Source organism: Micromonospora sp. NPDC051141, assembly GCF_044455765.1.
GTDB lineage: Bacteria > Actinomycetota > Actinomycetes > Mycobacteriales > Micromonosporaceae > Micromonospora.
In genome coordinates, this window is sequence record NZ_JBITFD010000005.1 from 401,265 (window position 1) to 413,392 (window position 12,128).

Here is a 12,128-nt window from a genome sequence, read left to right on the forward strand (position 1 = left end):
GGGGAGAATACGACGGTGCGTGTCGGGCACGACGGGGAGAAGAAAGTCACTGTGAGCACGGACGAAAGGATGGCTCTGTGAGCCAGATCGTGATCATCGGCGGTGGACCGGCCGGGTACGAGGCGGCGCTGGTCGCCGCCCAGCTGGACGCCGATGTCACCGTGGTCGAGGCGGAGGGCGCCGGCGGCGCCTGCGTGCTCTCCGACTGCGTGCCCTCCAAGACCTTCATCGCCAGCTCGGAAGTGGTCACCGGCTACCGGGACACCGAGGAGTTCGGGGTGCACTCCGACGGCCTGGAGGCGGTCACGGTCGACGCCCCGGCGGTGCACGAACGGGTCAAGCGGCTCGCCCTCGCCCAGTCCGCCGACATCCACGCCAAGTTGGTCAAGGCCGGGGTGGAGTTCGTCGCCGGGACCGCACGGCTCGGCGAGGACAAGCTCGGCCACACCCACCAGGTGGTCGTCACCCCCGCCGACGGCGCGGCCCCGTACCCGATCGACGCCGCCACCGTGCTGGTCGCCACCGGCGCGACCCCGCGCCAGCTCCCCACCGCGCTCCCCGACGGGGAGCGCATCCTGACCTGGCGTCAGGTGTACGACCTGCCCGAGCTGCCCGAGCACCTGATCGTGGTGGGCTCCGGTGTCACCGGCGCCGAGTTCGCCAGCGCCTACCTGGCGATGGGCGTCCGGGTCACGCTGGTCTCCAGCCGGGACCGGGTGATGCCGCACGAGGACGCCGACGCCGCGATGGCGATCGAGCGGGTGTTCCGCAACCGGGGCATGAGCATCCTCAACAACTCCCGGGCCGAGGCGGTTCACCGGGTCGGCGACGGCGTGGAGGTGCTGCTCTCCGACGGCCGGCAGGTCACCGGCTCGCACGCGCTGATCGCGGTCGGCTCGATCCCGAACACCGCCGAACTGGGCCTGGCCGAGTACGGTGTCGAGCTGGCCCGGGGCGGCTACGTCACGGTCGACCGGGTCTCCCGCACCAACGTGCCGGGCGTCTACGCGGCCGGCGACTGCACCGGCGTGCTGCCGCTGGCGAGCGTCGCGGCGATGCAGGGCCGGATCGCGATGTGGCACGCGCTGGGCGAGGCGGTGCGACCGCTGCGCCTGCGTACCGTCGCGGCGAACGTCTTCACCGACCCGGAACTGGCCACCGTCGGCGTGTCGCAGGACGAGGTGGACGCCGGCCGGACCCCGGCCCGCCAGGTGATGCTGCCGCTGTCCGGCAACGCCCGCGCGAAGATGGACGACCTGGCCGACGGCTTCGTCAAGCTGTTCTGCCGCCCGGCCAGCGGGCAGGTGATCGGCGGTGTGGTGGTGGCGCCGAAGGCCAGCGAGCTGATCCTGCCGATCACCATGGCGGTGGAGAACAACCTCACCGTCAACGAGCTGGCCCAGACCATCACGATCTACCCGAGCCTGTCCGGCTCGATCACCGAGGCCGCCCGCCAGCTCATGCTGCACGAGCTGGAATAGGCGCTCCGTCGCGACCGGGCACCGGGTCAGTCGGCCCGGGACGGTGGGTCCGGCTCCTCGCCGGCCCGGTCGGGCCGGGCACCGTCGACCGCGGCCAGCATCTGCTTCCTGAGCCGCCGGCGTCGGGCCACCCGCTCGGGGTCGTTCCAGGTGGGATCAAGTCGCCGGGCCTGCGTTCCGACGTCGCGCCAGTTCGTCCCGTCATTCACGATCGGTTCTCCTCCGCTGTGGTCACGTGCTCGTGGTGTCGCCCCGGCCGGCTGGGGCTGCCGGGTGCTGAGCCAGGTCATCACCCAGCCGGCCGCCGCGAACCCGAGCGCGGCCAGGCCGCCGATCAGCAGCAGCCGCCAGCCCGACTGGGTGAGCGCCCGACCGCCCAGGTGACCGACGAGCGTGCCGTAGCCGGCCCAGCCGACGGCCGCCACCGCCTCGTAACCCAGGAAGAGGCGGTACGGGTAGCGGCTGCGGCCGGCCGAGAAACAGGCCGCCATCCGGCCGCCGGGCACGAACCGGCAGAGCAGGATCACCAGCGGTCCGGGCTCACGCAGCCGGCGGGTGGCCCGGGTGACGGCCCGGCGGGCCCGTCCCGGCGTCGCGTCCCGGGTCGCCCGTCGGGCCGGGGTGGTGCGGCCGAGCAGGTAGCAGGCCAGGTCGCCGACGAAGACGCCGGCCGCGCCGACCGCGATAGTGAGCGGCAGGCTGAGCCCGCCGTAGACGGTCAGCGCGCCGCTGGTGATCATGACGATCTGGGTCGGCACCACCGGGACGAAGGCGTCGGCGACCAACAGCGTCAACAGCAGCGCGTACGCCCACATGGGCGACGCGACGCCGGCGATGAGGTCAGCCATGACCGCCGCCGGGGATCGGGCGGGGCGGCGGATCCGAGCGCACCGGCGTACCGTTGACGGGACGCGGCACCGGTGCCGTCGGGTCCCCCGTTCCCGATGCCCGAGCCGCCGCGGGTCGCCGGCAGGTCCCGTGCCGGCGACCCGCACCCAACCTCCGCTGTCGGGCCTGCGACAGCACGCCTCCCTGCGCGCCCTCCCTCGATACGATCTTGGGCGCTCTCAGCAATCCCGCACAGGAGGCTCCTCCATGGTTTCCACCCTGCTCCGGGGCGTGCTCGCCCTGACCCTGGCGGCCGGCGGCGGCGTGCTCGCCGTGGCCGGTCCCGCCGAGGCGGCAGCAGTCAAATACAAGAACTGCACCGAGCTGAACAAGACCTACAAGCACGGCGTCGGCAAGAAGGGCGCGAAGGACAAGGTGCGCGGCACCACCAAGCCGGTCACCAACTTCACGGTGGCCACCACCGTCTACAACAAGAACACCCACCTCGACCGGGACAAGGACGGCGTGGCCTGCGAGAAGCGCTGACCGGGCCCGGGCGGCGTCGACCGGAAAAGCGGTCGACCCGTCCGGTCCGCCGGCCGTACCGTCGAGGCATGCGCAGCGCGGTGAGGACCACGACGCCGGGAGTTCCCGGCGTGCCGCACTGACGTTTCCGTCGACGAGGCCCCGGGGCGATCCGCTCCGGGGCCTCGCGGCGTTCCGGGCCAGCTCGCCTCCGGGTCGTACCCGATCAAGGAGAGCGACATGATCGACCACCGTAGGCTCGGCCGGGACCTGGAACTGTTCGTCTCCGACCCGCTCGCGGGCGCCGGCCTGCCGATCTGGCTGCCGGCCGGCGCCGCCGCCCGGCACGCCGTCGAGGAGTACGTGCGGGAGCTGGAACGCCGGGCCGGCTACCGGCACGTCTACTCGCCGCCGCTGGGCCGGCGGGAGCTGTTCGAACGGTCCGGGCACCTGGGCTGGTTCGCCGACGACATGTTCCCGCCGATGCGGCTGAGCGCCGACGACGAGTTCGTGCTGCGCCCGGCGCTCTGCCCGCACCACGCGCTGGTGTTCCGCGCCCGTGGCCGGTCCTACCGGGAGCTGCCGCTGCGCGTCGCCGAGCTGGGCGGAATGTACCGCGCGGAGCGCTCCGGCGTGCTCGGCGGCCTGTCCCGGGTGCGCGCCATCTCGCTCAACGACGCGCACAACTTCTGCGCGCTGGAGCAGGTCGGCGACGAGATCCGGGAGATCCTGCGGCTGATCGGCGAGGCGCACGCCGCGCTCGGCGTCCGGCCGGCCGGGTTCCGCCTGTCGCTGCGTGGGCCGGGGCAACGGTACGTCGGCGACGACGCCGGCTGGGCGCGGGCCGAGGAGCTGCTCCGCGCCGCGCTCGACGGGGTGGACGCCGTCGAGGCCCCCGGCGAGGCCGCGTTCTACGGTCCGAAGATCGACATCCAGATCGTGGACGCGGCCGGCCGGGAGTCGACCATCTCCACCGTGCAGCTCGACTTCGACAAGCCGGAGCGGTTCGACCTGTCGTACACCGACTCGGACGGGCGGCGGAAACGGCCGGTGATGGTGCACCGGAGCCTCGTCGGCAGCATGGAGCGGCTGTTCGCGTACCTGATCGAGGTGCACCAGGGCGCGTTCCCGCCCTGGTACGCCCCGGTGCAGTTGCTCCTGCTCCCGGTCGACGACGCGCAGGCCGAGGCGGCCGGTCGGCTGGCCCGGGAGGCGGAGGCGGCCGGCCTGCGGGTCGAGGTCGACGCCGGTGGCTCGCTCGGCGCGCGCATCCGGGACGCGTCCCGCCGGCGCGTCCCGTACATCGGGGTGGTCGGCGCCCGGGAGGCGGCCGACGGCGCGGTGTCGCTGCGCCTGCGCGACGGGCGCGGGTTGGCCCCGATGCCGGCCGCTGACGCGTTGGCCCTCATCGGCGCCGTGGTCGCGAGCCGGTCCGCCGGCCTGCTCCCGCCGGTCTGACCCGGCCGCGCCGCCCGGGTGACGAGCTGTCACCCGGGCGGCGCGCGGTGTCCGGGCTGTCGCCGGGTCCACGGTCAGTTCCCGGCCGGCGCGCCGGCCGGACGCATCCCGGCCGCCGGGCCGGCGGGCGCCGGCGCGGGCACCTCGTCGGAGATGACCGCACCGGTGAACTGCGCCCGGTAGAGCCGGGCGTACGCGCCGTCGGCGGCCACGAGCTGGTCGTGGGTGCCCTGCTCGACGATCCGGCCCTGCTCCATCATCAGGATCAGGTCGGCGTCGCGGATGGTGGACAGCCGGTGCGCGATGACGAAACTGGTCCGGTCGGAACGCAGCGCCGCCATGGCGCGTTGGAGCAGCACCTCGGTCCGGGTGTCCACCGAGCTGGTCGCCTCGTCCAGGATCAGCAGCGACGGCTCGGCCAGGAACGCCCGCGCGATGGTGATGAGCTGCTTCTCGCCGGCGCTGACGTTGCTGCCCTCCTCGTCGATCACGGTGTCGTAGCCGTCCGGCAGGCTGCGCACGAACCGGTCCACGAAGGTGGCCCGGGCCGCGGCCAGGATCTCCTCCTCGGTGGCGTCCGGCCGCCCGTAGGCGATGTTGTCCCGGATGGTGCCGCCGAAGAGCCAGGTGTCCTGGAGCACCATGCCGATCCGGCCGCGCAGGTCGTCGCGGCGCATGGTGCCGATGTCCACCCCGTCCAGCGTGATCCGCCCGGCGTCCAGCTCGTAAAAGCGCATCACCAGGTTGACCAGGGTGGTCTTGCCGGCGCCGGTGGGACCGACGATGGCGACCGTGTGCCCCGGCTCGGCGACCAGGGAGAGGTCGTCGATCAGCGGCTTCTCCGGGTCGTACCGGAACGAGACGTGTTCGAACTCGACCCGGCCGTGCGGGTCCGCAACCCGGCCCGGCTCACCCGGGTCGCGGGTCTGCTCGTCGGCGTCCAGCACCGCGAAGACCCGCTCGGCCGAGGCCACCCCGGACTGGAGCAGGTTGGCCATCGACGCGACCTGGGTGAGCGGCTGGGTGAACTGCCGCGAGTACTGGATGAACGCCTGCACGTCACCGAGGCTCATCGCGCCGGAGGCCACCCGCAGGCCGCCGACCACCGCGATCGCGACGTAGCTGAGGTTCCCGATGAAGAACATCGCCGGCATGATGATCCCGGAGACGAACTGCGCGCCGAAGCTGGCGGCGAACAGCTCGTCGTTCTTGGTCCGGAAGGCGGCCTCGACCTCCTTCTGCCGACCGAACACCTTGACCAGCTCGTGCCCGGTGTACGCCTCCTCGATCTGGGCGTTCAGCTCACCGGTGTGGGTCCACTGGGCGATGAACTTGCGCTGCGACCGCTTGGCGATCTGGCCGGTGACGATCACCGACAGCGGGATCGCGACCAGGGCCACCGACGCCAGCAGCGGCGAGATCCAGAACATCATCCCGAGTACGCCGACGACGGTGAGCAGCGAGGTGAGCAGTTGGCTCAGCGTCTGCTGGAGCGTCTGCGAGATGTTGTCGATGTCGTTGGTGACCCGGCTCAGCAGCTCGCCCCGCGGCTGCTTGTCGAAGTAGGGCAGCGGCAGCCGGTTGAGCTTGTCCTCCACGTCGGCGCGCAGGCGCAGCACGGTGCGCTGCACCACCCCGTTGAGCACCCAGCCCTGCGCCCACATCAAAAGGCTGGCGACGACGTAGAGCGCGACCGCGAACGCCAGCACCCGGCCCAGCCGGGAAAAGTCGATGCCGGCGCCGGGCACCACGTCCATCCGGGCCAGCATGTCGGCGAAGTTGTCGTTGCCCGAGGCCCGGGCCGCGGCCACCGCCGCCTCGGTGCTGGTGCCGGGCGGCAGTTGCCGGCCGATCACCCCGTTGAAGATGATGTCGGTGGCGTGGCCGAGCACCTTCGGCCCGACCACGCTGAGCCCGACGCTGGCCAGCGCCAAGGCCAGCACCCCGGCGAGCGGGAGCCGGTGCGGCCGGAGCCGCCTCAGCAGCCGGCGCGCGGACGGGCCGAACCGCATCGCCTTCTCGGCCGGCATGCCCATGCTCATGTGCGGCGGCCCGGCGGGCCGCCGCCCGGCCGCCGGCAGCCGCTTCGGCTCGCCGCCCTGCTGCTGGGGGAGGGCGGTCGTGCTCTTCTCCGCGCTCATGCTGTGCTGGCTGGGCATGCCCTCACGGCCCTCGCTGCGCTCGGTGCGTTCGCTCACGCCGGCACCCCCGCGGTCTGCTGGGACGCCACGATCTCGGCGTACGTCGGGCAGTTCTCCAGCAGTTCCTCGTGTCGTCCCATGCCGACGACACCCCCGTCCTCGAGCACGATGATCTGGTCGGCGTCGACGATCGTGGAGACCCGCTGGGCCACGATCACCACCGCGGCGTCCGCGGTGACCGGCTTGAGCGCGGCCCGCAGCCGGGCGTCGGTGCCGAGGTCGAGCGCGGAGAAGGAGTCGTCGAAGAGGTAGATCTCCGGCTTGCGGACCAGTGCGCGGGCGATGGCCAGGCGTTGTCGCTGGCCGCCGGAGACGTTCGTGCCGCCCTGCGCGATCGGCGCGTCCAGCCCGCCCGGCATGTCTTCGACGAAGTCGCGCGCCTGGGCGATCTCCAGCGCCGTCCACAGGTCGGCGTCGGTGGCCGCCGGGTTGCCGTAGCGCAGGTTGCTCGCCACCGTGCCGCTGAACAGGTACGGCCGTTGCGGCACCAGCCCGATCCGGCGCCACAGCTCGTCCGGGGCCAGCTCGCGGACGTCCACGCCGTCGACGAGCACCGCGCCGGCGGTGGGGTCGACCAGCCGGGGGATCAGCGTCAGCAGCGTGGTCTTGCCGGCGCCGGTGGACCCGATGATCGCCGTGGTCCGGCCCGGCCGGGCCCGGAACGAGATGTCGTGCAGCACCGGCGCGGTGGCGCCCGGGTACTGGAAGCCGGCGCCGCGCAGTTCCAGCTCGCCGCGACTGGCGACCTCGGTCACCGGGTCCGGCGACGGCACCACCGACGAGTCGGTGTCCAGCACCTCCTGGATGCGTTCGGCGCAGACCGCGGCGCGGGGCACCATCATCAGCATGAAGGTGGCCATCATGACCGCCATCAGGATCTGCATCAGGTACTGCAGGAACGCGGTGAGCGCGCCGACCTGGATCTCACCGGAGTCGACCCGGGCCGCGCCGAACCAGAGCACCGCGACGCTGGAGACGTTGAGCACCAGCATCACGATCGGGAAGATCAACGCCTGGAGTCGGCCGATCCGGAGCGCGGTCGCGGTCAGTTCGGTGTTGGCCACCGCGAAGCGGTCGGTCTCGTACGGCTCGCGGACGAAGGCCCGGACCACCCGGATGCCGGTGATCTGCTCGCGCAGCACCCGGTTGACGGTGTCGATCCGGGTCTGCATGAGCCGGAAGCCGGGCACCATCCGGCGGATGATCAGGCCCAGCGCGATGGCCAGCACCGGCACGCAGACCAGCATCAGCCAGGAGAGCCCGACGTCCTCGCGCAGCGCCATCACCACGCCGCCGATGCTCATGATCGGCGCGGCCACCAGCATGGTGCAGCTCAGCAGCACCAGCATCTGCACCTGCTGAACGTCGTTGGTGTTGCGGGTGATCAGCGACGGCGCGCCGAACCGGGCGACCTCGCGGGCGGAGAAGCGGTTGACGTGGCCGAAGATGGCGCCGCGGACGTCCCGCCCGAAACCCATCGCGGTGCGGGCGCCCAGGTAGACGGCGGCGATCGAGCAGGCGATCTGGAGCAGGCTGACCACCAGCATCCACCCGCCGGTACGCAGGATCTGGTCGGTGTCGCCGCGCGCCACGCCCCGGTCGATGATGTCGGCGTTCAGGCTGGGCAGGTAGAGCGACGCCATGGTGCCGACGAACTGGAACGCCACCACGGCGGCCAGTGGTCGTCGGTACGGGCGTAGGTGCGTCTGGAGCAGGCGGATCAGCACGGATGTCTCCCCGTTGGCGACTCGGTGTCGGACTCGCTGTCGGACTCGCTGTCCCGGTTCAACCGACGGAGATCCCCGTCGGACATGCCGGTGATGATTTCGGTCAGGAATTCGCGGATGATCGCGCGCTTGGCCGGGTCGGCGTCGACCGACGTCAGTGGGCGGTCGCTGTGGATCATGTCGATGATGGCGCGGGCGTGCTCGTGCCCCTTGTCGGTGAGCGTGAGCCGGACGGTCCGCCGGTCCTCGGGGCCGCGTTGCCGGCTGACGAAGCCGTCCCGCTCCAGCGTGTCGACGATGCCGGTGAGCGTCGCCGGTCGGACGAAGCACAGCTCGGCCATCTCCCGGTGGGTGGCCTCGCCGGAGCGCAGCAGGATCATCAGCACGCGCATGCCGGCGGAGGTGAGGCCGTGGTGCTCGGCCAGGTAGCGCCCCCAGTGCTGCTCGACGACGTGGCCGGCGATGGAGATGAGCCGGCCGAGCGGCGCGTGGTGCAGCGCGTCGGGGAAGCGGACGAGCGGTCCCATGTTCACGGCCGTCAGATTAGCGCCCGAATCATCAGGCCCCAAACTAATTACTGAGAATTGCCTCAGTCGCGTTCGTCACGGGGCGGCCGGGCCGGCCCCGGCTCGTCCGGCGCGGTGGCGATGTAGTCGCGCATCACGTCCGCCACCTCGCGCAGGAACGCCGCGGTGGCCTCGGCCTGCTCCGGGGTGAGCCGGGCGACCGCCCGGTCCACGCCGACCAGCATCGGGCGCAGCGCCTCCAGCACCTCGCCGACCGCGTGTTCGGTCACCTGGAGGCTCAACCGCCGGCGATCGTACGGGTGCGGGGCGCGGGCGACGTGCCCGGCCCGGACCAGTCGGTCGACGAGCGTGGTGGCCGATGCGGACCGGATGCCGAGCCGGTTGCCCAACTCGACCGGGCCCAGCGGCTCGGGGCTGGAGATCAGGTGGTCGATGGCTGCGGCGTCGGTCGCGCCGATGCCGAGGCGGCGGGCCAGCGCGGCCCGGGTGTCCCCGGCGACCCGCAGCACCTCGCGCAGGGCGCGGGCCGCTTCACTGCTCGGCGGCGGGCCGGTGGGCCCGGCCGGTCCGGTCTCCCCGGTTGACGGCACCCCCTCCATGGGTTAAAGCTAGCATCTCGGGTAGCTAGAAAATCTAGCTAAAGGGGAGGGGTGCGATGCGCACCGAGGGGCGCGGACGCTGGCTGGGACTGCTCGCCATCAGCCTCGGCGTGGCGATGATCATCGTGGACGCCACCATCGTGAACGTCGCGGTGCCGCAGATCATCCGGGACCTGGACATCACCTCCACCGACGCGCAGTGGGTCCAGGAGGCGTACACCCTGGTCTTCGCGTCGTTGCTGCTGGTCGCCGGCCGCTTCGCCGACCGGTCCGGGCGGCGGCGGATGTTCGTCATCGGGGTCGGCGTCTTCGTGGTGGCCAGCGTGCTGGCCGCGTTCGCCGACTCCGGCGAGACGCTGATCGCCGCCCGGGTGCTCCAGGGCGTCGGCGGCGCGATGATGCTGCCCACCTCGCTCTCCCTGCTCAACGCCAACTTCACCGGCCGCGAACGGGGCATCGCGTTCGCGGTCTGGGGCTCCACCATCGGCGGCGCGGCGGCGCTCGGGCCGTTGCTCGGCGGCTGGCTCACCACCACGTACTCCTGGCGGTGGGCGTTCGGCATCAACGTCCCGGTCAGCCTCGCCGTGATCGTGGGCACCCTGCTGCTGGTCGCGGAGTCCCGCGACGACCGCGCCGAACGCGGCGTCGACCTGCTGGGCGCGCTGCTCTCCGTGGTCGGCATGACCGGCGTGGTGTTCGCGCTCATCGAGGGGCGCACCTACGGCTGGTGGGAGCGGGAGCGCCCGTTCACCCTGTTCGGCCTGGACTGGACCGCCTCGATCTCGCCGGTGCCGGTGGCCGCGCTCGCCGGGCTGGCCGCGCTCGGCGTCTTCCTGGCCCAGCAGATCCGCCGCAACCGGTCCGGCCGACCCGCGCTGCTCGACCTGTCGTTGTTCGGCATCGGGTCCTTCCGCAACGGCATCCTGGCCGCCGCGATCGTGAGCCTGGGCGAGTTCGGCCTGCTCTTCGCGCTGCCGTTGTGGTTCCAGAACGTGTTGGGCTACAGCGCCTTCCGTACCGGCCTGGCGCTGCTGCCGCTCGCCGTCGGCAGCTTCCTGGCCAGCGGCATCGGCGCGCCACTGACCCAGCGCTGGGGCGCGGCCCGGGTGGTCCAGCTCGGCGTCGCCGCGGAGCTGGTCGGCGTCGCCGGGCTCGGCCTCGTGGTCGCGCCGGACACCCGCTGGTGGGCCCCGGTGGCGTTCCTCTTCGTCTACGGCGTCGGCGTCGGCCTGGCCACCGCGCAACTCACCGGCGTCTCGCTGGCCGAGGTGCCGGTCCGGCGCAGCGGGCAGGGTTCCGGGTTGCAGAGCACCGCCCGGCAGGTCGGGTCGGCGCTCGGCATCGCGGTGCTCGGCACCGTGCTCTTCGCCGGCCTGGGCGGGCTGCTCGGGGACCGGCTGGCCGACCAGCCCGGCCTCGACCCGGCCGGCCGGGACCAGGTGGTGACCGCGGTGAAGGAGAGCGCCGGCGCGGCGATCAGCGGGCTGGCGGCGGATCCGCGTACCGCGCCGGTGGCCGAGGAGGCGAAGGTGGCCTTCTCCGACGCCACCCGGTACGCCGCCTTCACGGCGGCCGGGTTCCTGCTGGTCGGCCTGCTCGCCTGCCTGCGCCTGCCGAGCGTCCGCGCCGACGCCACCGGGGACGCCCCGTCGACCGGGGCGGAACCGGCCCGGGTCTGAGCCGAACGTGGGCGCGGGCGGTCAGCCGCTCAGCGCGATCGCCAGCGCGGCGGCCACGAACACGACCTGGAGCGCCGTGCGGGCGGCGAGCGGGGTGACCGGCCGTCCGCCGAGCGTCAGCCGGCGGCGGGCGGCCGAGACGTTGGCCGGGAACATGGCCAGCATCAGCAGCGCCAGGCCGGCCGCCGCCCCGCCCGCGGTGGCCGGCACGAGCAGGGCGAGCGCGCCGACGAGTTCCAGCACGCCGGTGAGCGTGACCAGCAGGCCGGGCCGGGGCAGCGCCGGCGGCACCATGGCGATCAGGTCCGCCCGGCGGGACGTGAAGTGGGCCACGCCGGTCAGCAGGAACATCAGCGCCAGCCCGACCCGCAGCGCGGGATGCCAGCCGTCGAGCGCGTCCACGCCGAGCAGACCGGCGATCCGAGCCGTGGCGGTGCCGGCGAGAAGTGCGATCAGGGGTGCCACTGGTGATCCCTCCGACGAGTCATCTTGTCAGCGACAAGATTGCCGCCGAAGCCGGTATCTTGTCAATGACAAGTTATGGTGGGGGCATGACGTCCTCCCGCGCCTACCACCATGGGGACCTGCGCCGCGCGCTGCTCGCCGCCGCCGTCGAGGCGATCACCGAATCCGGCCCGGCCGCGCTGAGCCTGCGCGACCTCGCCCGCCGGGCCGGCGTCTCGCACGCGGCGCCCGCGCACCACTTCGGTGACAAGGCGGGGCTGCTCACCGCGCTCGCCACCCAGGGCTTCGACCTGCTCGGCGACGCGCTGCGGGGTGCCGGCGACGACTTCCGGGAGAGCGGCGTCGCGTACGTCGTCTTCGCGGTCCGACACCGCGCGCACTTCGAGGTGATGTTCCGTCCGGACCTCTACCGGGCCGACGACCCGGACCTGCTGGCGGCCCGGCAGCGGACCGGGGAGCTGCTGCGCGGCGGGGTGTCCCGGCACACCGGTCGGGAGCCGGACACCGACGCGCTGGCCGCCTGGTCGATCGCGCACGGCTTCGCCGAGCTGTGGCTGGCCGGCGCCCTGCCCGACCGGGTCGGCGCCGACCCCGAGCCGGCCGCCCGTACCGTGGTCGGCCGGCTGTTCCGCTGAGCC

At 72.9% G+C, this 12,128-nt stretch carries 11 protein-coding genes; 5 read left to right on the forward strand and 6 right to left on the reverse strand.

Going from position 1 to position 12,128, the window contains the following annotated elements; all coding sequences use genetic code 11:
- The first annotated feature begins 77 nt into the window (after window positions 1-77).
- Window positions 78-1,481, forward strand: a complete 1,404-nt coding sequence (locus ACIA6B_RS13055) for an NAD(P)H-quinone dehydrogenase (protein ID WP_396772990.1) — start codon at window positions 78-80, stop codon at window positions 1,479-1,481.
- Between the two features lie 26 nt (window positions 1,482-1,507).
- Here the strand turns inward: ACIA6B_RS13055 and ACIA6B_RS13060 are convergent, their stop codons facing one another.
- Window positions 1,508-2,329 carry a DedA family protein gene (locus ACIA6B_RS13060; protein ID WP_396772991.1) on the reverse strand — a complete coding sequence of 274 codons (822 nt, stop codon included), beginning with the start codon at window positions 2,327-2,329 and terminating at the stop codon, window positions 1,508-1,510.
- Between the two features lie 247 nt (window positions 2,330-2,576).
- On the opposite strand from ACIA6B_RS13060, the gene ACIA6B_RS13065 reads away from it, so the two are divergent.
- Together ACIA6B_RS13065 and thrS are read left to right on the forward strand one after the other, a co-directional pair.
- Window positions 2,577-2,855, forward strand: a complete 279-nt coding sequence (locus tag ACIA6B_RS13065; protein ID WP_396772993.1) for an excalibur calcium-binding domain-containing protein — start codon at window positions 2,577-2,579, stop codon at window positions 2,853-2,855.
- 204 nt (window positions 2,856-3,059) lie between these two features.
- Window positions 3,060-4,292, forward strand: a complete 1,233-nt coding sequence (gene thrS, locus ACIA6B_RS13070; protein ID WP_396773157.1) for a threonine--tRNA ligase — start codon at window positions 3,060-3,062, stop codon at window positions 4,290-4,292.
- A 74-nt stretch (window positions 4,293-4,366) separates the two neighbouring features.
- On the opposite strand, the gene ACIA6B_RS13075 is transcribed toward thrS, so the two are convergent.
- The 4 genes from ACIA6B_RS13075 to ACIA6B_RS13090 all read right to left on the reverse strand — a co-directional run bounded on the left by ACIA6B_RS13075 (window position 4,367) and on the right by ACIA6B_RS13090 (window position 9,346).
- Window positions 4,367-6,433 (reverse strand): ABC transporter ATP-binding protein, encoded by a 2,067-nt coding sequence (locus ACIA6B_RS13075; protein WP_396773159.1) that lies wholly within the window; start codon window positions 6,431-6,433, stop codon window positions 4,367-4,369.
- 53 nt (window positions 6,434-6,486) lie between these two features.
- Complete coding sequence (locus ACIA6B_RS13080) at window positions 6,487-8,220, reverse strand: ABC transporter ATP-binding protein (protein ID WP_396772995.1); 1,734 nt, start codon at window positions 8,218-8,220, stop codon at window positions 6,487-6,489.
- Window positions 8,214-8,747, reverse strand: coding sequence for a MarR family winged helix-turn-helix transcriptional regulator (locus ACIA6B_RS13085; RefSeq protein ID WP_396773161.1), 534 nt, complete (start codon window positions 8,745-8,747; stop codon window positions 8,214-8,216). The genes ACIA6B_RS13080 and ACIA6B_RS13085 overlap by 7 nt, the downstream gene beginning before the upstream one ends.
- A gap of 62 nt (window positions 8,748-8,809) precedes the next feature.
- Window positions 8,810-9,346 carry a MarR family winged helix-turn-helix transcriptional regulator gene (locus ACIA6B_RS13090; RefSeq protein ID WP_396772997.1) on the reverse strand — a complete coding sequence of 179 codons (537 nt, stop codon included), beginning with the start codon at window positions 9,344-9,346 and terminating at the stop codon, window positions 8,810-8,812.
- Window positions 9,347-9,402: 56 nt separating this feature from the next.
- On the opposite strand from ACIA6B_RS13090, the gene ACIA6B_RS13095 reads away from it, so the two are divergent.
- On the forward strand, window positions 9,403-11,025 hold the full coding sequence (locus ACIA6B_RS13095) for a DHA2 family efflux MFS transporter permease subunit (protein ID WP_396772999.1): 1,623 nt from the start codon (window positions 9,403-9,405) through the stop codon (window positions 11,023-11,025).
- A gap of 21 nt (window positions 11,026-11,046) precedes the next feature.
- On the opposite strand, the gene ACIA6B_RS13100 is transcribed toward ACIA6B_RS13095, so the two are convergent.
- On the reverse strand, window positions 11,047-11,490 hold the full coding sequence (locus ACIA6B_RS13100) for a DoxX family membrane protein (protein ID WP_396773000.1): 444 nt from the start codon (window positions 11,488-11,490) through the stop codon (window positions 11,047-11,049).
- An 86-nt stretch (window positions 11,491-11,576) separates the two neighbouring features.
- Between ACIA6B_RS13100 and ACIA6B_RS13105 the strand changes: the two genes are divergently transcribed.
- Entirely contained in the window at window positions 11,577-12,125 is a 549-nt protein-coding gene (locus ACIA6B_RS13105) for a TetR/AcrR family transcriptional regulator (RefSeq protein WP_396773002.1), read from the forward strand.
- Window positions 12,126-12,128 lie beyond the last annotated feature (3 nt).

Coding starts and splice junctions, on each gene's coding strand:
- ACIA6B_RS13065 (WP_396772993.1), top strand. CDS start 2,577: ATGGTTTCCACCCTGCTCCGGGGCGTGCTCGCCCTGACCCTGGCGGCC.
- ACIA6B_RS13105 (WP_396773002.1), top strand. CDS start 11,577: ATGACGTCCTCCCGCGCCTACCACCATGGGGACCTGCGCCGCGCGCTG.
- ACIA6B_RS13095 (WP_396772999.1), top strand. CDS start 9,403: ATGCGCACCGAGGGGCGCGGACGCTGGCTGGGACTGCTCGCCATCAGC.
- ACIA6B_RS13085 (WP_396773161.1), bottom strand. CDS start 8,747: ATGGGACCGCTCGTCCGCTTCCCCGACGCGCTGCACCACGCGCCGCTC.
- ACIA6B_RS13075 (WP_396773159.1), bottom strand. CDS start 6,433: ATGAGCGCGGAGAAGAGCACGACCGCCCTCCCCCAGCAGCAGGGCGGC.
- ACIA6B_RS13060 (WP_396772991.1), bottom strand. CDS start 2,329: ATGGCTGACCTCATCGCCGGCGTCGCGTCGCCCATGTGGGCGTACGCG.
- ACIA6B_RS13090 (WP_396772997.1), bottom strand. CDS start 9,346: ATGGAGGGGGTGCCGTCAACCGGGGAGACCGGACCGGCCGGGCCCACC.